Annotated in this window: 14 protein-coding genes; 8 read left to right on the plus strand and 6 right to left on the minus strand. The window is 65.0% G+C overall.

The annotated features are described in order from the left end of the window. Positions 1–51: 51 nt before the first annotated feature. From HAV22_RS04115 to HAV22_RS04125, 3 genes are all read right to left on the minus strand, one after another. Complete coding sequence (locus HAV22_RS04115) at positions 52–828, minus strand: hypothetical protein (RefSeq protein ID WP_166856788.1); 777 nt, start codon at positions 826–828, stop codon at positions 52–54. Positions 829–989: 161 nt separating this feature from the next. After that, positions 990–1,565, minus strand: coding sequence for a DUF6985 domain-containing protein (locus HAV22_RS04120; protein ID WP_166856790.1), 576 nt, complete (start codon positions 1,563–1,565; stop codon positions 990–992). Between the two features lie 669 nt (positions 1,566–2,234). Further along, positions 2,235–3,254 (minus strand): LacI family DNA-binding transcriptional regulator, encoded by a 1,020-nt coding sequence (locus HAV22_RS04125; RefSeq protein WP_166856792.1) that lies wholly within the window; start codon positions 3,252–3,254, stop codon positions 2,235–2,237. A gap of 231 nt (positions 3,255–3,485) precedes the next feature. On the opposite strand from HAV22_RS04125, the gene HAV22_RS04130 reads away from it, so the two are divergent. From HAV22_RS04130 to HAV22_RS04140, 3 genes are read left to right on the plus strand one after another with little or no spacing between them, the layout of a single operon-like run. Beyond that, the gene (locus tag HAV22_RS04130; RefSeq protein WP_166856794.1) at positions 3,486–4,823 is read left to right on the plus strand and encodes a GH1 family beta-glucosidase; all 1,338 of its coding nucleotides are present in this window, start codon (positions 3,486–3,488) and stop codon (positions 4,821–4,823) included. Positions 4,824–4,871: 48 nt separating this feature from the next. Further along, positions 4,872–5,912, plus strand: coding sequence for a glucokinase (locus HAV22_RS04135; protein WP_229421063.1), 1,041 nt, complete (start codon positions 4,872–4,874; stop codon positions 5,910–5,912). Continuing rightward, on the plus strand, positions 5,899–7,263 hold the full coding sequence (locus HAV22_RS04140; RefSeq protein WP_166856798.1) for an MFS transporter: 1,365 nt from the start codon (positions 5,899–5,901) through the stop codon (positions 7,261–7,263). Before HAV22_RS04135 ends, HAV22_RS04140 begins: the two co-directional genes overlap by 14 nt. A 216-nt stretch (positions 7,264–7,479) precedes the next feature. On the opposite strand, the gene HAV22_RS04145 is transcribed toward HAV22_RS04140, so the two are convergent. Beyond that, on the minus strand, positions 7,480–8,247 hold the full coding sequence (locus HAV22_RS04145) for a hypothetical protein (RefSeq protein ID WP_166856800.1): 768 nt from the start codon (positions 8,245–8,247) through the stop codon (positions 7,480–7,482). A 125-nt stretch (positions 8,248–8,372) separates the two neighbouring features. Beyond that, a complete protein-coding gene (locus tag HAV22_RS04150; protein ID WP_166856802.1) occupies positions 8,373–9,983 on the minus strand; it encodes an MFS transporter in 1,611 nt (536 codons plus the stop codon). 187 nt (positions 9,984–10,170) lie between these two features. On the opposite strand from HAV22_RS04150, the gene HAV22_RS04155 reads away from it, so the two are divergent. From HAV22_RS04155 to HAV22_RS04175, 5 genes are all read left to right on the plus strand, one after another. After that, positions 10,171–11,586 (plus strand): circularly permuted type 2 ATP-grasp protein, encoded by a 1,416-nt coding sequence (locus tag HAV22_RS04155; protein WP_166856804.1) that lies wholly within the window; start codon positions 10,171–10,173, stop codon positions 11,584–11,586. Continuing rightward, positions 11,586–12,533, plus strand: coding sequence for an alpha-E domain-containing protein (locus HAV22_RS04160; RefSeq protein ID WP_166856806.1), 948 nt, complete (start codon positions 11,586–11,588; stop codon positions 12,531–12,533). The genes HAV22_RS04155 and HAV22_RS04160 overlap by 1 nt, the downstream gene beginning before the upstream one ends. A 1-nt stretch (position 12,534) precedes the next feature. Further along, a complete protein-coding gene (locus tag HAV22_RS04165; protein WP_166856808.1) occupies positions 12,535–13,347 on the plus strand; it encodes a transglutaminase family protein in 813 nt (270 codons plus the stop codon). 55 nt (positions 13,348–13,402) lie between these two features. Further along, positions 13,403–14,278, plus strand: coding sequence for a proteasome-type protease (locus tag HAV22_RS04170; RefSeq protein ID WP_166856810.1), 876 nt, complete (start codon positions 13,403–13,405; stop codon positions 14,276–14,278). Between the two features lie 288 nt (positions 14,279–14,566). After that, positions 14,567–16,627, plus strand: a complete 2,061-nt coding sequence (locus tag HAV22_RS04175; protein ID WP_166856812.1) for a glycoside hydrolase family 43 protein — start codon at positions 14,567–14,569, stop codon at positions 16,625–16,627. Positions 16,628–16,713: 86 nt separating this feature from the next. On the opposite strand, the gene HAV22_RS04180 is transcribed toward HAV22_RS04175, so the two are convergent. Then, positions 16,714–19,056: a glycoside hydrolase family 31 protein gene (locus HAV22_RS04180; protein WP_208296047.1), complete on the minus strand. Its 2,343-nt coding sequence runs from the start codon at positions 19,054–19,056 to the stop codon at positions 16,714–16,716. Between the last annotated feature and the right edge of the window lie 48 nt (positions 19,057–19,104).

Below are 19,104 nucleotides of genomic sequence, written 5' to 3' on the forward strand. Positions count from 1 at the left end.
AAAGTTCACGGACTGTCACGACAGGCTGCTGTCGCCCCGTTGCCGAAGTTACTACCGATTTCTGAGTTCCGCACGCAATCTCGACATAAATACACACTGAAGAAAGAACGAAAATATTGTCATATCAAAGCCATCATTCGACAGCTGATAAAGATACGCCCCTGGAATAAACTTATTGAGACCAAAAACCTTATCAGGAACTTCCGAAAAAACAAACTGAACCAAAACGTCTCCGTTCTTTTTCAAGGCACGAAGATCGATCACGCGCAATGATGAGTAGCATTCCCCGTCAATTTCATCACACAAGACCATTAACTTGTCGGACGATTTAACCGGCCGCTTCACATGATAACCGAATGTTTCGGCAATGCATTGAATCCCAGCAATTATCGAGCCACGCGCACCAGAAACAAACTGCTTCAGTTCTGGAGCAAACATATGCTGTTCGGATTGCTTTTCGCTCCTGAATTGACTCAGCAGACGCAGCCAAGCGTCAGGCTTCTCGAATTTACAAAACCTATCGAAATTAGGATCAAGCGATAACGTTGCCCCCCAGTCGTTGGCTTTACTCTCCAAAAACTCCAAGTAGGGAGATCGCTGGTTTGCATTTAACTGTGTGCGAACGGATGCTTGCCAGGGATATTTGAGGAAAAATGACTCGTATAGGACCTCATCCATGTAATATTGATAGTCATTTTCCCCTTCCCCCCGCTTTCTGACTGACTCAACAGCCTCTAAATATTGGCAGGGCAAACCAAAACCTCGTTCGTAGAAATCTCGCCGGACAGTTGGCAGACTCTCGCGCAACCTTTCAATCCAACCATTCATTCATTCACCTCAATATCCTGCACCTAAAGGATGCGCCTTCTTCTTTATGACCGGGAAAGGAACTAACATCGGAACATTCGGAGTAGGGCTATGATCGTATCGTGTGTAGTCAACTAGGCACGGGCGGTAACGTCCGTGTTCGCCCCGAAGCCGACGTTCATTCACGCACAGAAGCTCTTGAATATTACGTTCTTCAAATTTGGATCTGCATATGCATCAGAATTAGTCAGATGTCCGTCATATGGCCCTACCTTCGTGACTTCTAAACCGTCGCGCAAGACCAACACCAGACCGTGTTCCGGCTCCCAATCACAGTTGCATTCAAGCGAAAAATATATTCCATCTTCGTCATCACCGTGCGCCCGACGTGAAATATGCACCTCTGTGCCAAACTGAACGTATTTCCACACATCAGAAGGCTGTTGAATGCTGACGTGTGGACGATCCTGGTCGTCGTAAAGATCAAGTGTCTCATTGCAGTACTGAGTTACATAGGGCTCCACAGCCGCTAGAACGGAACTATCCAGGTCTATCAGGTTTTGAAGTGCTCGGTGATAGTCTGCCTTTCGATCATCATCGATGTAACCATCAAAGACAAACTGAACCACGTGCCCAAGCAGACATTTTATTTGATGAGGTTCAGATATGAACCATTCGTTGACATCAGGATGAGCCGCTATAGGCCCAATTGGCGGAACGTTCACAATACTCTCCTGAAGTTTTCGATCAATAGTCATGTCAATGACCGCTTGTGGCCGATCCTGGCCGTTCGAGACAGCATACCAAGTTGCGGAGTTGGAAAAGTCACGAAGAGTCACGACCGGCAGCATCCGACCCATAGCAGTCATACATTCCCAGCCTATATCTTTGCTAAAAGATGCCGCGTGATGAATAGGATGATGGCACTACCTACCAGCCATGCCAGCATGAACGAGAGATAGCGAATGGCGAGTGGATCAAGTGCCGGCTTCGGCGTTACAGATAGATTACCGGTGATGCCAACGTCGGAAAGTGCCCACGTAAGGCACGTCGCCATCAACACGTATGACGCTACTCCTCCAATCCCAATGAACCACCAAAAATGCTGGAGGGCGCCGCGCCACAAATATGCGAAAACCCCTACCGCAAGCGCTGGACCAATGAGTCCAAAAGGGATCGCCATACTAAACGGATTCATCGTAGAAATATTCCAATGTAGTTGAAAAGTCGTAGCTTAACGATTTGCAGTGTCCGCTTTTGGCCGAAAGCGGACGGTCGATATGGCTCAGCGCACGAAATTGCCGCCAATAATGGCAAGTCGCGTTGTGCTTAGTACTTGGTCCGTGTTGCAGTCGTTTTTGTTTCGTGCCGGACTTCATCAGTTTGCGGCGAACTTTATTAATGCTCGACACGGTCCCGCGCCGGCATCAATCGATGCGCTTGACCGACTCGCGCACGACGAGGTTCAGTTGCGGCACCTCGATGTCGAGCGTCTCGTGCCCGATCATCTTGACGATCGCGCGGCCCAGGCATTTGCCGACGTCGAACAGCGGCTGGCGCACGGTCGTCAGCGGCGGCGTCGTGTACATGGAGCTGTGCAGGTCGTCGAAGCCGATGACGGAGATGTCTTCCGGCACGCGGATCCCGCGGCGGTACAGCGCGAGGCGCGCGCCGTATGCCGTCAGGTCGTTCGCGCAGAAGATCGCGGAAAAGCGCTGGCCCGATTCCAGCAGCCGCTCGACGGCCAGCAGGCCGCTCGATTCCTGGAAGTCGCCGCCGACGATCAGCTGCTGCTGTTCCTTGATGCCGTGCTTGGCCAGGGTATCGCGGTAGCCGGCCAGACGCGCGAGCGCATCCTGGTGGTCTGACGGGCCCGTGATGAACGCGATGTTGCGGTGGCCCTGGTCGATCAGGTACCCGACCGCCTCGCACGCGCCCCAGTAGTTGTCGAGGCAGAAGCCGTACGCGCGCGGCGAGCTCAGGTCGCGGCCGAAGGCGACGATGGGCACGCGCTGCGACAACTTGAGGATCTGCGCATCCTTCAGTTTCCCGCTCAGGATCACGAGGCCGTCGACGCGGCGCGCGATCAGCAGTTCGATGCGCTCGGCCTCTTCGTCCGCGTGCCAGTGGCCGGAGACGATCAGCGGCGCGTAGCCCGTGCCCTGCAAGGCCTCGTCGATGCCGGCCATCGCATCGGCGAAATAGCCGGAGACGAGCGACTGCGTCAGCACACCGATCGTGCGCGAGCTTCCCATCTTGAGGTTCTGCGCGAGGACGTTCGGCTTGTAGTTGAGCTTTTCGATGACGCTCTCGATGGCCTGGCGCTTTTCCTCCGACACCTTGGCGGTGCCGTTCAGGAAGCGCGAAACCGTCGCCGCCGACACGCCCGCCACCCGGGCGACTTCGTGGACGGTGACCATCGGTGTGCTGCTGGAATCCTTTTTCATGCGTCGGCCTGCGTTATCGAGGCGGCGGTGCCGCGAAGCTCGTGAATATACACCAGGACATGCCGGTTTGACATGTTACGGAACGACTTGAGGGGAAAAAATCTATTTGACACCCGGGCGATCGCACATGTACGATGAAATCGATTTCAAACAATTTGAAACTGGATGCGTCGCGCGCTCGCGGGCGCCGGCTGCGCATCGCTTTCACCCACAACGACTACAACCCGCACCATGACCGATTCCATCCGTTTTCCTTCCAACTTCACGTGGGGCGTCGCGACCAGCGCCTTCCAGATCGAAGGCGCCTTTGACGCCGACGGCAAGGGCCCTTCGATCTGGGATACGTTCTCGCACAACCCGGCCAACATCATCGACGGCACCAATGGCGACGTCGCCTGCGACCACTACCACCGCTACCGCGACGACGTGGCGATGATGGCGTCGCTGGGCGTGGACGCCTACCGCTTCTCGATGGCGTGGGCGCGCGTGCAGCCGACGGGCAAGGGTGCATGGAACGAGGCGGGCTTCGACTTCTACACGCGCCTCTTGGACGCGCTGGACGAAAAAGGCATCGCCGCGCACATCACCTTGTACCACTGGGACCTGCCGCAAGGCCTGCAGGACGATGGCGGCTGGATGTCGCGCGACACGGCACACCGCTTCGCCGACTACGCGGCCGAAGTCGCGCGCCGCTACGGCAACCGCGTGGCCAGCATCGCCACGCACAACGAGCCGTGGTGCACGGCGAACCTCGGCTACGGCAACGGCCAGTTCGCGCCGGGTGTCGCCGATAAAAAACAGGCCATCCAGGTATCGCACCACCTGTTGCTGTCGCACGGTTTGGCCATGCAGGCGATGCGCGCCGTGAACCCGACCTGCCAGCTCGGCATCGTGCTGAACCAGTGGACGGCGGAACCGGCCACGGACAGCGCCGCCGACAAGCGCCTCGCCGAACTGGAATGGGCCAACTCGATCGAGTGGTTCATGGACCCGATCTTCAAGCGCCGCTATCCCGCGCTGTCGCTGGAAGCGCACGGGGACAATGCGCCCGTCGTGCACGCGGGCGACTTCGACATCATCGCCCAGCCGCTCGACTTCCTCGGCGTGAACTACTACCGCCGCGAAGTGATGAGCGCGGAAGTCCCGCCGCGCAAGCCGGAAGGCGGCCTGGGTTTCACCGACATGGGCTGGGAGATCTACCCGCAGGGCCTCACGGACCTGCTCGTGCAGCTGAAACAGGAATACCCGGACCTGCCGCCGGTGTACATTACGGAAAACGGCATGGCCTCCGTCGACACGGTCGAAGGCGGCCAGGTCGACGACGCGCAGCGCCTGGAATACGTGCGCACCCACCTGATCGCGCTGAAGGCCGCGATGGATGCGGGCGTGGACGTGCGCGGCTACTTCCTGTGGAGCCTGATGGACAATTTTGAATGGAATTCCGGCTATGCGAAGCGTTTCGGCATCGTGTACGTCGACTACGCCACGCAGCAGCGGATCCCGAAGGCGAGCGCCCTATGGTACCGCGATTTCATCGCAGGCCAGCGCGATACCCTGCGCGCAGCCTGACCGCCGCGGGCACAAGAACAGGAGACCGAGGAAGACATGAGGGACAACATGGATGATGTGCTTTTCGGCGGCGCCCGCCTGCTGGCCGATATCGGCGGGACGAACGCCCGCTTTGCCTTGCAGCGCGGCCCCGGCCGCATCGAGGAAATCGCGACGCTCGCGTGCGCCGCGCACGCGACGTTCACCGACGCCGTGCGCGCCTACCTGGCCGGCCATCCCGGCGCGGCGCGCGAGGTCCGCCACGCCGTGATCGCGATCGCGAACCCGGTCGAAGGCGATTTCGTCAAGATGACGAACCACCACTGGCAGTTCTCGATCGACGCGGCGCGCCGCGACCTCGGTCTCGACACGCTGCTCGTCGTGAACGACTTCGCCGCACTCTCGATGTCCGTGCCCGGCCTGCCGGACGCGGACCTGCAGCAGGTCGGCGGCACGCGCGTGAATCCCGACGCCGTGATCGGCGTCGTGGGCGCCGGTACTGGGCTCGGCGTTGGCGGCGTTATTCCGGACGGCGGCCGCTGGACCGTGCTGCCCAGCGAAGGGGGCCACGTGGCCTTCTCGCCGTCGAACGCGCGCGAACAGGCGATCCTCGCCTACTGCTGGACGAAGTGGCAGCACGTGTCGGCCGAACGCCTGATCTCGGGGCCAGGCCTGGCGACGATCCACGAGGCGCTGTGCGCCATCGACGGCATCGCGACGGAGGCACTGGAACCTGCGCAAGTCGTCGAACGCGGCCTCGCGGGCGACAAGGTGTGCGCGGAAGTGCTGGACGTCTTCTGCGGCGCGCTGGGCACGATGGCCGCGAACGTGGCCGTCACGCTGTGTGCGCGCGGCGGCATCTACATCGGCGGCGGCGTCGTGCCGCGCCTGGGCGCCTTCTTCGCGCAGTCGTCGTTCCGCGCCCGCTTCGAGAACAAGGGCCGCTTCACCGACTTCTGCAGGCAGATCCCGGTGTACGTGATCCACGCGCCCTACCCGGCCCTGGCCGGCGCCGCCGCGATGCTCGACCAGCAACTGACCGACGCCCGCGCCGCCGCGCAGCGCGCGCCGATCGATTCCGTCACGGCAGCCGGCCATGCGCACGCCTGACCGCACCCGCCACCCGCTGCTGTGGGTGCCCACGGGCTACTTCACGATGGCGCTCGGCTACGTCATGTTGACGAGCGTCACCGCCATCATGTTCAAGAACATCGGCATGGACAACGCCCGCGCAGCCGCGTATTCGAGCATGCTGATCTTCGCGTACACGGCCAAGCCCCTGTTCGCGCCGATCGTCGAGATGTACCGCACCAAGAAATTCTTCGTGTTGTGCATGCAGGTGCTGATCGCGGTGGGCTTCGCCGGCGCGGGCCTCGCGATGAGCATGCCGCACTGGATGGTGCTGATGCTGGCGCTGTTCGTGCTGATGTCGTTCATCGGCGCGACGCAGGACATCGCCAGCGACGGCGTCTACGTCACGTCGCTCGACACTCGCACGCAGGCGCTGTACTGCGGCGTGCAGAGCCTGTCGTGGAACGTGGGGCCCATCGTCGCCTCCGGCTTCCTCGTCTACCTGAGCGGCCGCCTGCACACGGAAGTGTTCCACCACGACCCGAAGGTGTTCGGGCCGGACTGGATGGACGCGTGGCGCGTGATCTTCTTCATCGTGGCCGCCATCGTCATCGTGATGGCCGCGTGGCACGCGCGCGTGATGCCCGACGGCGCGCGCGCGGAAAACACGCCGACGAATTTGCGCGGCGCGGGCTACATCCTGTGGGACTCGTTCGTCACGTTCTTCCAGAAGCGCGACGTGTGGAAGATGATCGCGTTCGCGTTCCTGTTCCGCGTCAGCATCGGCATGCTGGAAAAGATCGGGCCGTTCTTCATGGTCGACTCGGCGGCGAAGGGCGGCCTCGGGCTCTCCAACGAGCAGCTCGGGATCATCTACGGCACGTGGGGCCTGATCGCCGTGCTGGTGGGTTCCCTGCTGGGCGGCATGTTCGTCGCGAAGCGCGGCTTGAAGCGCACGCTGTTCATCCTGTGCTGCGCCGTCAACATCCCGAACCTGACGTTCCTCGCGATGGCCATCGCCCTGCCGTCGGACGCGTGGACGATCGCGGCCGGCGTCATCATCGAAAAATTCTTCTTCGGCTTCGGATCCGTCGGCTACATGATCTACCTGATGCAGCAGCTCGCACCGGGCAAGTACACGACGACGCACTACGCGTTCGGCACGGGCCTGATGGGGCTGTGCATGCTCGTCACGGGCATGGTCAGCGGCGTGCTGCAGGAGTACCTGGGTTACGTCAGCTACTTCGTGGCCGTCATGATCGCGACGATCCCGTCGTTCCTCGCGACGTGGTTTGCGCCGTTCCACCACGACGACGGCATGGGAGCAGACAGCGGCGTCAAGGCGGCTGCGGCGGCGAACGATCCGAACGTGAATCACCACGCGGCCTGACCACCGCGGCATCATCACCGGCCGGGCATTGCCCGGCCTTTTTTCAGCCCCAAATTCGAGGTCAGAGCACGTTTCGCCTGAAGTTCGGGGTCAGAGCAAATTTCGGATCAATGTGCAGGAACACAACAAGCCGCCCCAAGGATCGCGGCGTCTACGCGCGCCTCTGGGGAATCAGGCCGGGCCGCCGTCCGTAAAAATTCCTTTGAAGATCGTGCCTCAGAAAGTGCTCTGACCCCGAATATTCATCAAAACATGCTCTGACCCCGAATTTTCAGGCGGCCAGCCGCCGCACGCGGTCGTCGTCCGTGCGGAAGACACTCGCGGTGCGCGCCAGGTTGCGCGTCTGTTCATCGAGGCCCGCCGCCGCAGCTGCGGTCTGTTCCACCAGGGTCGAGTTCTGCTGGGTGGTGTCCTCCACGTGCACGACGGTGTCGTCCGCTGCGCCTGCTCGCGCACATCGCGCATCGGAGCGTCCAGCGCCGCCGCCAACGCGGGATTGGCGCGCGCGGGCTTGGCGAACTGCCTCGTCGTCAGGTGCAGGCGGTCGGCGACGCGCGCGACGATCGCGGACAGGGCGAGCCGGTCCTCCGCGGCGGCGCGGTGCGTGGCCAGCAGGCCTGCGCCCTTCGCCCGCATCTTGCCCGGTTCTTTCGACAAATAAGGCAGCCGGTAACAGATGGACTGGATCAGCTGGTAGGAATCGGCGTCGGGGTCCAGGTTCAGCCCATGGTGGTCGGCCATCTGATCGTCGACCTCGAGCAGCTTGGGCACGAGGGCCGTGCGCATGGCGTAATTCTCGGGAACGGTGATCGTTCCCGCGGCGAGGCGCGCGTCGCTGATGCCGGCCACGGTGTCGGCCAGCTGGCCCACTGTCGTCGTCGGCGCGACGGCGCACTCCGACTTGCCGTACAGTGCCCACATCGCGACGCCGTCCTCCGCGCGTGCCCGCCGGATCGGCATCGAGTTTCCCCTCGTGTTGTCCATGGGTCGAAACCCCGGTTTACCTCTGTCGTCCGCACGATCGTAGTGCGGGCGCCCGCGATCTACCGAACAGCCGTGCGTGTGCAGGACTATGCCGAGCATCAGCGCATGCGCTGCGCCGACGGGTCTCAGCGGGCCGGTGCGGCCGCCTCGCCCACCAGGCCCTGGATCTCTTCCAGCCGGCGCCCGCGCGTGTCGATGCCGTTCCGCGCCAGCAGCAGCGCCGCGACGGCCATCGGCAGCGCGATCACGAGCGCCGCCAGCGCCACGTTGCCGAACAGTCCGACGACGCCGAACCCGGCGCCCAGGATGCCGCCCAGCTTGGACCCCGCGGCGATGACGCCGGAGCCCGTCGCGCGCAGGTGGACAGGATAGATTTCGGACGCGTACGGGATCAAGGTGGCGATGACGCCGCTGGCCGAGACGAGCAGCGCGACGGTCGCGACGACCATCGCCGCGGTCGACGCGACGCCCGTATGGCCGAGCAGGAAGAAACCCAGCAGGCTCGCACACGACAGGCCGATGAACGTGACGAGCGTCTTGACGGTGCTCCAGCTGTGGTACAACCAGATCACGACGAGCGTGCCGGGCAGCGCGAACAAGGCGGATTTCGCGAGCAGGCTCGTGGCGGTGGCCGCGTCCATGCCCATCGCGCGCAGGTTCGTCGGCAGCCACAGGAGGAAGCCGAAGTTGACGAGGCCCCAGGCGACGCCGGCGACACCCATGCCGATCGTCAGCGGGCCGTAGCCGCCTTGCAGCAATGCGCGCATGCCGACGGGGCCGTGATCGCCGGCCGGGCCGTGATCCGCCGCGGCACCATCGTCCGCATCGACGACACCCGCGAATTTCGCCAGCACGGCGCGGGCCTCCGCATGCAGGCCGTTCGTCGCGAGGAAGCGCGGCGATTCCGGCAGCAGGCGGCTCAACAGGATGATGATGGCGCCCGTGGGCAGGCCCAGCAGCCACAGCACGCGCCAGCCGTAGACGGGTTCCAGCAGGCTCGCGGCCCAGGCGGCGACAAGGTAGCCGGCCGAGTTCCCGAGCCCGCCCAGCGCGACGAGCAGCCAGCCGCGGTGCGCGGCGGGGATCATTTCGGCCATCAGGGTGAACGTGATCGGCAGCAGGCCGCCGGCCGATGCGCCCATCAGGAAGCACATGGCGAGGTTCCAGTTAAACGACGGCATGGCGCCGCAGATGGCGGTGCCGATGAACATCAGCGCGGACAGCAGGATCGTCGCACGCCGCCCGAAGCGGTCGGCGACAACGCCCCAGACGACGGAGCCGACCGTCGTCCCCGTCAGCGCGACGAAGGCGAGCATGCCGGCCGACTGCTTGGCCAGTTCGTATTCGCGCGTCATGCCGGGCATGACGAAGCCCAGCGTGGCCGGCTTCATCACGTCGATCGTCAGTGCTATCACGAGCACGGCGACGAGATACCAGTGCTGGCGGTTCAGCGGGACGCCGTCGGCGACGTGGAAATGCAGGCCGCCGCGCGCGCCCGTGCCCGCGCGCAGGCGCGCCATGCGGGGCATCAGGCCGTAGGCTGCCAGCAGCAGCCCGATGGGGATCAATGCCATCCCCGCCAGCATCATGGCGTCCATCTCCATGCCGACCATCCGGTACCCCATGTGCGAGGCGCACACGAACATCGGAACGTGCGCCAGCACGCCGGCCACGATGGCGGCCGTACCGGCCCAGAATGCGAAGGGATGATGCAGGGAGAGACCGTTCGATTTCATGCTGTGCTTCTGGACGAGAGGGGCAGCGCTGCGGGGCACCGGATAACCTCCGAGTATGCCCCGGTCCCTTGGTAAACACAAGCTCGGGCGGAGAACGCCGCCCGCACCACGATCGGGCACGGCACCCCTTATTTTCCTGGCACGCTTCTTGATACGTCTACCGTGTCGACACTCACGGAAGGCGGCAATGGAAAAATATTTCAATGAGATGACGGCCGGCGACTCCGGCGCGGTGCGCGAGCACTACCGCGCGTTCGAGGCGTGGCTGCAGCACCAGCCGGCGGAACGGATCGCCCGCAAGCGCGCGGAGGCCGACCTCACGTTCCGCCGCGTCGGCATCACGTTCGCCGTGTACGGGGACGGCGCCGGCACGGAGCGGCTGATCCCGTTCGACACGATCCCGCGCATCATTCCCGCGCGCGAGTGGGCCGCGTTGCAGGCAGGGCTCGCGCAGCGCGTGCAGGCGCTGAACATGTTCGTGCACGACATCTACCACGACCAGAACATCGTCCGCGCGGGCATCATCCCGGCGCAGCAGATCTACCAGAACGCCCAGTACCGCCCCGAGATGCAGGGCATCAGCGTCGCCTCCGACATCTACGCGCACATCGCGGGCGTGGACATCGTGCGCGCTGGCGCGGGCGAGTTCTACGTCCTCGAAGACAACCTGCGCGTGCCGTCGGGCGTGTCGTACATGCTCGAGGACCGCAAGATGATGATGCGGCTGTTCCCCGAGCTGTTCGCGCACCACCGCATCGCGCCGGTCGAGCACTATCCCGACATGCTGCTGGAGAACCTGCGCTCCGTCGCGCCGGCCGGCGTGCTCGACCCGACCATCGTCGTCATGACGCCGGGGATGCACAACTCCGCGTACTTCGAGCACGCCTTCCTCGCCCAGCAAATGGGCGTGGAGCTGGTCGAGGGCAAGGACTTGTTCGTCGACGCGAACGCGGTGTACATGCGCACGATCCGCGGACCGCGCCGCGTGGACGTCATCTACCGCCGGCTGGACGACGACTATCTCGATCCGCTCGCTTTCCGCGCCGATTCCACGTTGGGCGTGCCGGGCCTGTTGTCCGTCTACCGCGCGGGGCGCGTCACGCTGGCGAACGCGATCGGCACGGGCGTGGCCGACGACAAGTCGATCTACCCGTACGTGCCGGACATGATCCGCTTCTACCTGGCGGAAGAGCCGCGCCTGAACAACGTCCCGACCTGGCAGTGCCGGCGGCCGGAAGACCTGTCGTACACGCTCGCCCACCTCGAGCAGCTCGTCGTGAAGGAGGTGCACGGCGCCGGCGGCTACGGCATGCTGATCGGGCCCGCGGCGACCAAGCAGGAGATCGAGGACTTCCGGCGCCGCCTCGTCGCGCGCCCGGACGGATACATCGCCCAGCCCACGCTGGCCCTGTCGGCCTGCCCGACCTATGTCGAGAGCGGCATCGCGCCGCGGCACATCGACCTGCGCCCGTTCGTCCTGTCGGGCAAGACGATCGCGATGGTGCCCGGGGGCCTGACCCGCGTCGCGCTGCGCGAGGGATCGCTGGTGGTGAATTCGTCGCAGGGCGGCGGCACCAAGGACACCTGGATACTGGAGGAATGATGCTGAGCCGCACCGCAGACCACTTGTACTGGATGGCGCGCTACACCGAGCGCGCCGAGAACACGGCCCGCATGCTCGACGTGGCCGTGCAGACGGCCATGCTGCCGCAGTCGGCCGGCGACATGGAGCAGGCCTGGCGCGCCATGCTCGGCATCTCCGAGCTGCAGGCTGCGTTCGACGCCGCGTACGGCACGCTCGACGCGAAGAACGTCCTCGCGTTCATGGCGAGCGACCCCGCGAATCCGTCGTCGATCGTGTCGTGCCTCACCGCGGCGCGCGAGAATGCCAGGGCGGTGCGCGGCGTGCTCACGACGGAGGTGTGGGAAACGCAGAACGCCACCTGGATCGAGTTGCGCGACCGCGTGCACGGGGGCCTCGACAACGACCCGGGCGAATTCTTCGACTGGGTCAAGCACCGCTGCCACCTGGCGCGCGGCGTCACGCTCGGCACCATGCTGGACGACGAGGCCCTCGTGTTCATCCGCCTCGGCGCCTTCCTGGAGCGCGCGGACAACACGGCACGGCTGCTGGACGTGAAGTACCACGGCGCCGGCGACGGCGCCACGCACGACATCCTCACGCAGCGCGAGTTCTACTACTGGGCGGCGCTGCTGCGCTCCGTGGCCGGCTTCGAAATCTATCGCAAGGTCTACCGCGACTCCATCACGCCGGCGCGCGTGGCCGAACTCTTGATGCTGCGCGCCGACATGCCGCGCTCCCTGCTCGCCTGCATGGAGCAGGTGGTCGCGAACCTGAAAGCCGTACGCAACGACGTCTCCGCCGGCACGGAACGGCTGGCGGGCCGCATGCACGCCGAGCTGCAGTTCGCGCGCATCGAGGACGTGCTGGCCGCCGGCATGGACGAGACGCTCGGCAAGTTCATGGAAAACATCTACGCGCTGGGCAATGGCATCAGCCGCGATTTCCTCGTCCCACTGGGAGCCTGACATGCACCTGTCGATCCGCCACGAGACCCTGTACCGCTACACCGAGCCGCAGGCCTACAGCATCGAGCAGCTGCACCTGACGCCGCGCGCCGAACCGCAGCAGCAGGTGCTGTCCTGGCACATCGCGACGCCGGGCCATTGCGCCGCTTACGTGGACGCCTACGGCAACGCGTCGCACATGCTCACGTTGAACGCGCCGCACGACGCCGTCCGCATCGTGGTCGAGGGCATCGTCGCGACGGTGCCGCTGCCCGGTGGCCGCCTGCGCGCGCACGACAGCCTGCCCCCGCTGATCTTCACGGTGCCGACGCCCCTGACGCGGCCGACGCCCCTGCTCGCCGAATTCGCGGCGACCTGCCTGCCGGCCCTCGGCAATCGTGTCGGCACGGACGACCTGCTGCGGCTCGCCGCGCACATCCACGGTGCGGTCGCGTACCAAACGGGTGCCACCCACGTCGCCAGCACGGCCGCCGAGGCGATGGCGCTCGGCGCCGGCGTCTGCCAGGACCACGCCCACATCTTCCTCGCCTGCTGCCACGCGCACGGGATACCCGCGCGCTACGTGTCCGGCTACATCGACCCCGGCTCGACGGGCCATGCGGCCAGCCACGCCTGGGTCGACGCGTGGGTCGAGGATCCCGACTTCACGGGCTGGGTCAGCATCGACGTCACGCATGCGCACCTGATGACGGAGGGGTACTGCCGCCTCGCGATCGGACGCGACTACGAATCGGCGGCGCCCGTGCGCGGCATGCGGCGCGGCGGCGGCGCCGAGATCATGCGCGTCGAAGCGCAGATCGTCCCCGTCCAGTGAGCGCGTCGCGAGCATGTAGAATGGCGCCTTTCCCGAACCGCAACGGATATCGTCGATGACTTATTGTGTGGGCATGCGCCTCAACGCCGGCCTCGTGTTCCTGGCCGATTCGCGCACCAACGCCGGTGTCGATCAGGTGGGCACGTTCCGCAAGCTGAGCGTCTTTGAACATGCGGGCGACAGGCTGATGGTCATGATGACCGCCGGGAACCTGTCGATCTCGCAGGCCGTGCGCCAGATCGTGTCCAGCCACGTCGGTGCCGACGGCATGACGATCTGGAACGCGCCGGACATGTTCGAGGCCGCGCGCATCGTCGGCGAAGCCGTGCGCACGGTGCACCGGCAGGAAGCCGGCAAGCTGGCGGAGCACGGCGTCGACTTCAACATCAGCATCGTGTTCGGCGGCCAGATCCGGGGCGAACGCTGCCGCCTGTTCTACGTGTATTCGGCGGGGAACTTCATCGAATCGCACGACGAAAACCCCTATTTCCAGATCGGCGAGGCGAAGTACGGCAAGCCGATCATCGATCGCGTCGTCACCCCGCGCACCTCGCTGGACGACGCGGCAAAATGCGCACTGATCTCGATGGATTCCACGTTGCGCTCGAACGTGTCCGTCGGGCTGCCGCTCGACATGCTCGTGTACGAAGACGGCAGCCTGGCCGTCACGCGCTTCGTCACCATCGACGAGAACAACCAGTACTTCCAGCTGCTGCGCAACACCTGGGGCCAGCAGTTGAAGTCGGTGTTCGAGGGCATCGCGCCACCCGTGTGGGACGCGGTGCCCGGACCGGCAAGCGACGCGCCCTCGTCCGCCAACCTGCACAGCCGCCCCGTGCGCGTGGCGCCGCCACCCGGTGTGGCCGCGGCCGCGACGGCGGCGCCGCTGCAATCACTCGCCGAGCAGCCCGTCCCGCCCGTCCAGCGGTGATCCGCCGCCGCCCCGCGCCCACCTGATCGCGCGGGAGCGATGAATTTTTCATCGCGACCGATATCGGGTTCGGCATCGCGCGCGTCGGTTAGTTGCAGATTTCCAAGTACCGACCGTGTGCAGGCCAGCCGTTTTTGCTCTGCGGTGCGAAAAATCCCTGCAATAACAGGCACTTGCACTCCCAACCCTGAAAGCACACCCGGCGGCGCCCGGCGGCACCCGGCCGTTTTGACAGCGCTATCACGCATGCCCTACATTGCCGGATGACCTGAACGCCACCGGACCCACATGACCCCACCTCGCCCCCGTCTTGCCGCAGCGGCCCTCGCCGTGTGCACCGCCCTCGCCTGCCTGTGCGCACCCACGCGCGCACAGGAAGAACCCCGCCCTGCCACCGGCCTGTCGACCAAGACATGGACACCCGACAACGGCAACGGCACCTTCACGAACCCGCTGTTCTACGACGAGTTCTCCGACCCGGACCTGATCCGCGTGGGCGACTGGTTCTACCTGACCGGCACCACGATGCACGCGATGCCGGGCCTGCCGGTCCTGCGCTCGCGCGACCTCGTGAACTGGGAATTCCTGAGCTATGCCGTCGACAAGCTGGACTTCGGCCCCGCCTACCGGCTTGAGGACGGCAAGAGCATCTACGGCCAGGGCATCTGGGCGCCGAGCCTGCGCTACCGGAACGGCACGTTCTACATCTTCAGCAACGTGAACGGCCGCGCCACGCAGGTCTTCTCGGCCACCGACCCGCGCGGGCCGTGGACGCGGCGCGAGATGAAGCGCAGCCTGCACGACCTGTCCGTGCTGTTCGACGACGACGGCACGGCGTGGGTCGTGTGGGACCACCAGCGCATGCACGTCGCCCGGCTGACGGACGACCTCACGGACATCGTGCCCGGCACGGAAAAGATCTTGTTCGCGCAGGACGCGGGCATGGGCGAAGGCGCGCACATTTACAAAATCCAGGGCAAGTACTACATCCTGTCGGCCAACTACGCGGGAGGCTTCCGCATGCCGGCCGCGCGCGCGGACAAGGTGGACGGACCGTACGAAGTAAACCAGGCCATCAGCCGCGACGAGGACTTCGGCATGGCCAAGGGCTACCGCCTCGCGGACAACAAGACGCCGACGGCGATCGTGCCGCCCGACCCGTCCGCCCGCAACGCCAACTCGCTGCACCAGGGCGGCATCGTGCTGACGCCGGCCGGCGAATGGTGGGGCTTCTCGATGCAGGATTTTAATTCCGTCGGCCGCCTGCTCAGCCTCGCGCCGATCACGTGGAAGGACGGCTGGCCCTACTTCGGCCTGCCCGGCAACCTGGGACGCAATCCGCGCACGTGGGTCAAGCCGAAGACGGCGGCGCCCTCGCCGGTCACGGTGCCGTATGCGCGCAGCGACGATTTTTCGGCGTCGATCCTGCAACCAGTCTGGCAGTGGAACCACGTGCCCGTCGACGGGCAGTGGTCGCTGACGGAGCGGCCCGGCTTCCTGCGCCTGCACGCCCTGCCCGCGACGTCGTTCTGGCAGGCCCGCGACACGCTGACGCAACGCGCCATCGGCCCGCGTTCGTCACCGACGGTGACTCTGGATGCATCCGGCCTCGCCGACGGCGACGTCGCCGGTCTCGCCCTCCTGAACCTGCCGTATGCGACGCTGGGCGTGGAAAAGACGGCCACCGGCCTGCAGCTGGCGCTGTACGACCAGGCGCGCGACCGCACCGTGCGCGTGCCGCTGCCCGCGCTCGCCACGCGCGTGATGCTGCGCGCAGACTGCGATTTCCTCACGGAGCAGGCGCGCTTCTCGTGGTCGGTGGACGGCAGGGCGTTTACGCCGATCGGCGAACCGTTCACGATGGTGTTCCAGCTGAAGACGTTCCAGGGCGTGCGCTATGCCCTCTTCAATTACAACCAGGCCGGCAAGGCCGGCGGGTACGCGGACTTCGACAGCATCGACGTGTACCAGCCCAATCCGCACGGGCTGATGCGCGCGATCCCGGCGGGCCGGCGTATCCAGCTTGCGGCATTCCCGTCCGGCCGCAAGGTGGCGTCGTATCGCGTGAAGGACATGGGGCTCGGCCGCGTGGCGCTGCAATCGGGCGCGGCCTGGGCCAGCGTCGATGCGGGCGGCCGCGTGGGCGCGCGCAACGGGCAGCCCGGCAACGCGGAGAGCTTCCAGTGGGTCGAGACGCCGACGGGGGAACTCGTGCTGATGTCGCTCGTCACGAACCGCTTCCTGCGCGTCGATCCGGTCTCGCATGCGATGCGCGCGGACAGTCCTGGGCCAGTGCCGGATGGGAGCGATGGGGTGCGGTTCACGTGGACGCTCGCCGGCGCCAATTGACGTTCGTGCCGCAGTATCCCGTGCCACGCAAATAAAAAAAGCCGTCCCGGCATCACCGGGACGGCGTTTTACGTGAAGCGCTGCGCTTACTTGCCCGCGACCTTCACGAGGCTGGACACGTTCTTGGCCACGTTGGCATCGCCACCGCTGGCCGTCAACTTGCCGGCGCCGTCGTTCCACTGCAGGCGCGTCGTCGTGCCCTTGCCCTTCTCGTAGTCGTACGAAACGCCGTCGTCGTCGTACAGGTCGAACGCGCCGTCGCGGCCCGGGTAGACCTTGATGTGGGCGATGCCCTGCTTCGTCGCCGTCGACTGGACGTCGGTGCCGAACGGGACGATCGAGCCGGCCTTCACGAACACGGGGATGCGGTCGATCGGCGATGCGACCTTGACCCACTGGCCGCCGGCGACCTTTTCATCGGTCCAGAAGTTGTACCAGTCGGTGCCCGCCGGCAGGTAGACGTTCTTCTCCGTCTGGCCCTGCTCCGTCACCGGCGCCACGAGGAACGCGGGGCCGAACATGTATTCGGTGCCGATGTTCGCGACGTTCGGATCGTGCGGGAAGTCCATCCACAGGGCGCGCATGAACGGGGCGCCCGTGTCGTGCGTGAACTTGGCCTGGCTGTAGATGTACGGGATCAACTGGTAACGCAGCGTGTCGTAGCGGGCCATGACGGCTTCCGCCTCCTTGCCGAACGCCCAGATCTCGGTGCGCTTGCGGTCGCCGTGCAGGCGCAACGTGGGCAGGAAGGTGCCGTACTCGAACCAGCGGGTCAGCAGTTCCGGATAGTCGTTGTACTGGCCGACGACGTCACGCGCGTCGGACGGGTCGAGCAGCGGGGGCTTCGTGGCGGTCGTCGACCCCGGCAGGCCTTGCCAGCCGCCGATGTCGTTGCCCCACAGGGCGATGCCGGACGCCGTCATGTTCAGGCCTGTCGGGATCTGGCGCTGCAGCGCTTCCCACGTCGGGTTGACGTCCGACGACCAGAACAGCGCACCCGTGCGCTGCGAGCCGAGGTAGGCGGCGCGCGACAGGATCAGCACGCGCTTGTTCGGCTTCCAGGCACGCATATTGTCGGCCACGCCTTCCACGTGCAGCAGCGGGAACAGGTTGTGGAAGCGGTCGCCCGAACCGATCGAGTAGAAGAAGCCGTCCGGCACGAGGTCCGGTTCCGTCTCGTCCAGCCACGGATAGTCGAAGCCGTGCGACAGGATGTTGTCGCGCGACTTCTCCCAGAACCACTGGCGCGCCTTCGGATTCGTCGCGTCGATCAGGCCACCGGTGCGATCGGAACGGAACGGCAGGCCGTCGACGGTCTTGCCGTCCTTGTCCTTCAGCAGATAGCCCTTCGCATCCAGTTCATTGAAGTAGCGGCCCGCCGTTTCGAAGCGCGGCCAGATCGAGACGATCGACTGCATCCCCATGTCGTGCAGCTTCTTGTTCATGCCGTCCGGGTCCGGGAACTCGGCCGGGTTGATGTCCATCTGGCCCATGCGGGTCCAGTAGAACCAGTCGACGACCATCACGTCGAGCGGGTATTTTTTCTGGCGATAGGTGTTCGCGACGTTCAGCACTTCGTCCTGGCTGGAATAGCGCGCCTTCGACTGGATCAGGCCGAACGCGGCCTTCGGCGGGATCGGCGTCTTGCCCGTCACGCGCGCGTAGCCCGAGTAGATCTCGTCGGCCGTGTTGCCCGTGATGATGAAGAACGACACGCGCTCGCCCACTTGCGACTGGAAGCTCGTGCGGCCGTGGATGCCTGCATTGAAGCGCGTGGCCGACGGGTTGTCCCACACGATGCCGTAGCCCTTCGACGACACCATGAACGGCACGCACACGGTCTCGCCCGCGGGCGCGTCGTACCAGTGTTTGCAGTCGAGCGTACGGCCGCGCAGGTCCAGCGGGCCCGTCGACTCCTGGTTCTGGCCCATGCCGTAGTAGTGCTCGTCGGGGGCGGCGGCGAACGTGGCGCCGACCTGGTACGTCTTCTCGCCGGAGACGGTCTGCGGCGACATCTCCCAGCCCTGCATGTCGAGGACCTTCTCGCCGCGGGCGTTCTTGACCTGCAGGCCCACCGACGCCAGCGACGGCGCGAAATACTTCTCCGGCTGGCTCGGCGTGCGTGCCGGCGGTGCCGCGTTCACGTGCACGGTCATGCCGTTCGACGTGAACGTGTCGCCGTCGTTGCCCGCGCTGTGGCGGAACGCGCCGTTGTCGGCATTCTTCTTCAGGATGCCGTAGCCCGGACCCTTCAAGACCTCGTCCTTGTCGACGGCGATCGTCACGTGGACGACGTTCGGGCCGTACGCTTCCACCGACACCCAGGCGCCATTACGGTCCAGGGTCGTCAACGGGGCGGCGAAGGCAGCGGGTACGAAAGCGAGCGCCGATGTTAGCGCAATCAGCATGCGGTGCGGGGTAAGTCTCATCCAGTCCTCTATCGCAGGGGGTGAATCGGGCGACGCTTGAGCGCGGAG

The organism is Telluria antibiotica (assembly GCF_011682055.1).
GTDB lineage: Bacteria > Pseudomonadota > Gammaproteobacteria > Burkholderiales > Burkholderiaceae_D > Telluria > Telluria antibiotica.

Coding starts and splice junctions, on each gene's coding strand:
- HAV22_RS04115 (WP_166856788.1), bottom strand. CDS start 828: ATGAATGGTTGGATTGAAAGGTTGCGCGAGAGTCTGCCAACTGTCCGG.
- HAV22_RS04120 (WP_166856790.1), bottom strand. CDS start 1,565: ATGACTATTGATCGAAAACTTCAGGAGAGTATTGTGAACGTTCCGCCA.
- HAV22_RS04125 (WP_166856792.1), bottom strand. CDS start 3,254: ATGAAAAAGGATTCCAGCAGCACACCGATGGTCACCGTCCACGAAGTC.
- HAV22_RS04130 (WP_166856794.1), top strand. CDS start 3,486: ATGACCGATTCCATCCGTTTTCCTTCCAACTTCACGTGGGGCGTCGCG.
- HAV22_RS04135 (WP_229421063.1), top strand. CDS start 4,872: ATGGATGATGTGCTTTTCGGCGGCGCCCGCCTGCTGGCCGATATCGGC.
- HAV22_RS04140 (WP_166856798.1), top strand. CDS start 5,899: ATGCGCACGCCTGACCGCACCCGCCACCCGCTGCTGTGGGTGCCCACG.
- HAV22_RS04145 (WP_166856800.1), bottom strand. CDS start 8,247: ATGGACAACACGAGGGGAAACTCGATGCCGATCCGGCGGGCACGCGCG.
- HAV22_RS04150 (WP_166856802.1), bottom strand. CDS start 9,983: ATGAAATCGAACGGTCTCTCCCTGCATCATCCCTTCGCATTCTGGGCC.
- HAV22_RS04155 (WP_166856804.1), top strand. CDS start 10,171: ATGGAAAAATATTTCAATGAGATGACGGCCGGCGACTCCGGCGCGGTG.
- HAV22_RS04160 (WP_166856806.1), top strand. CDS start 11,586: ATGCTGAGCCGCACCGCAGACCACTTGTACTGGATGGCGCGCTACACC.
- HAV22_RS04165 (WP_166856808.1), top strand. CDS start 12,535: ATGCACCTGTCGATCCGCCACGAGACCCTGTACCGCTACACCGAGCCG.
- HAV22_RS04170 (WP_166856810.1), top strand. CDS start 13,403: ATGACTTATTGTGTGGGCATGCGCCTCAACGCCGGCCTCGTGTTCCTG.
- HAV22_RS04175 (WP_166856812.1), top strand. CDS start 14,567: ATGACCCCACCTCGCCCCCGTCTTGCCGCAGCGGCCCTCGCCGTGTGC.
- HAV22_RS04180 (WP_208296047.1), bottom strand. CDS start 19,056: ATGAGACTTACCCCGCACCGCATGCTGATTGCGCTAACATCGGCGCTC.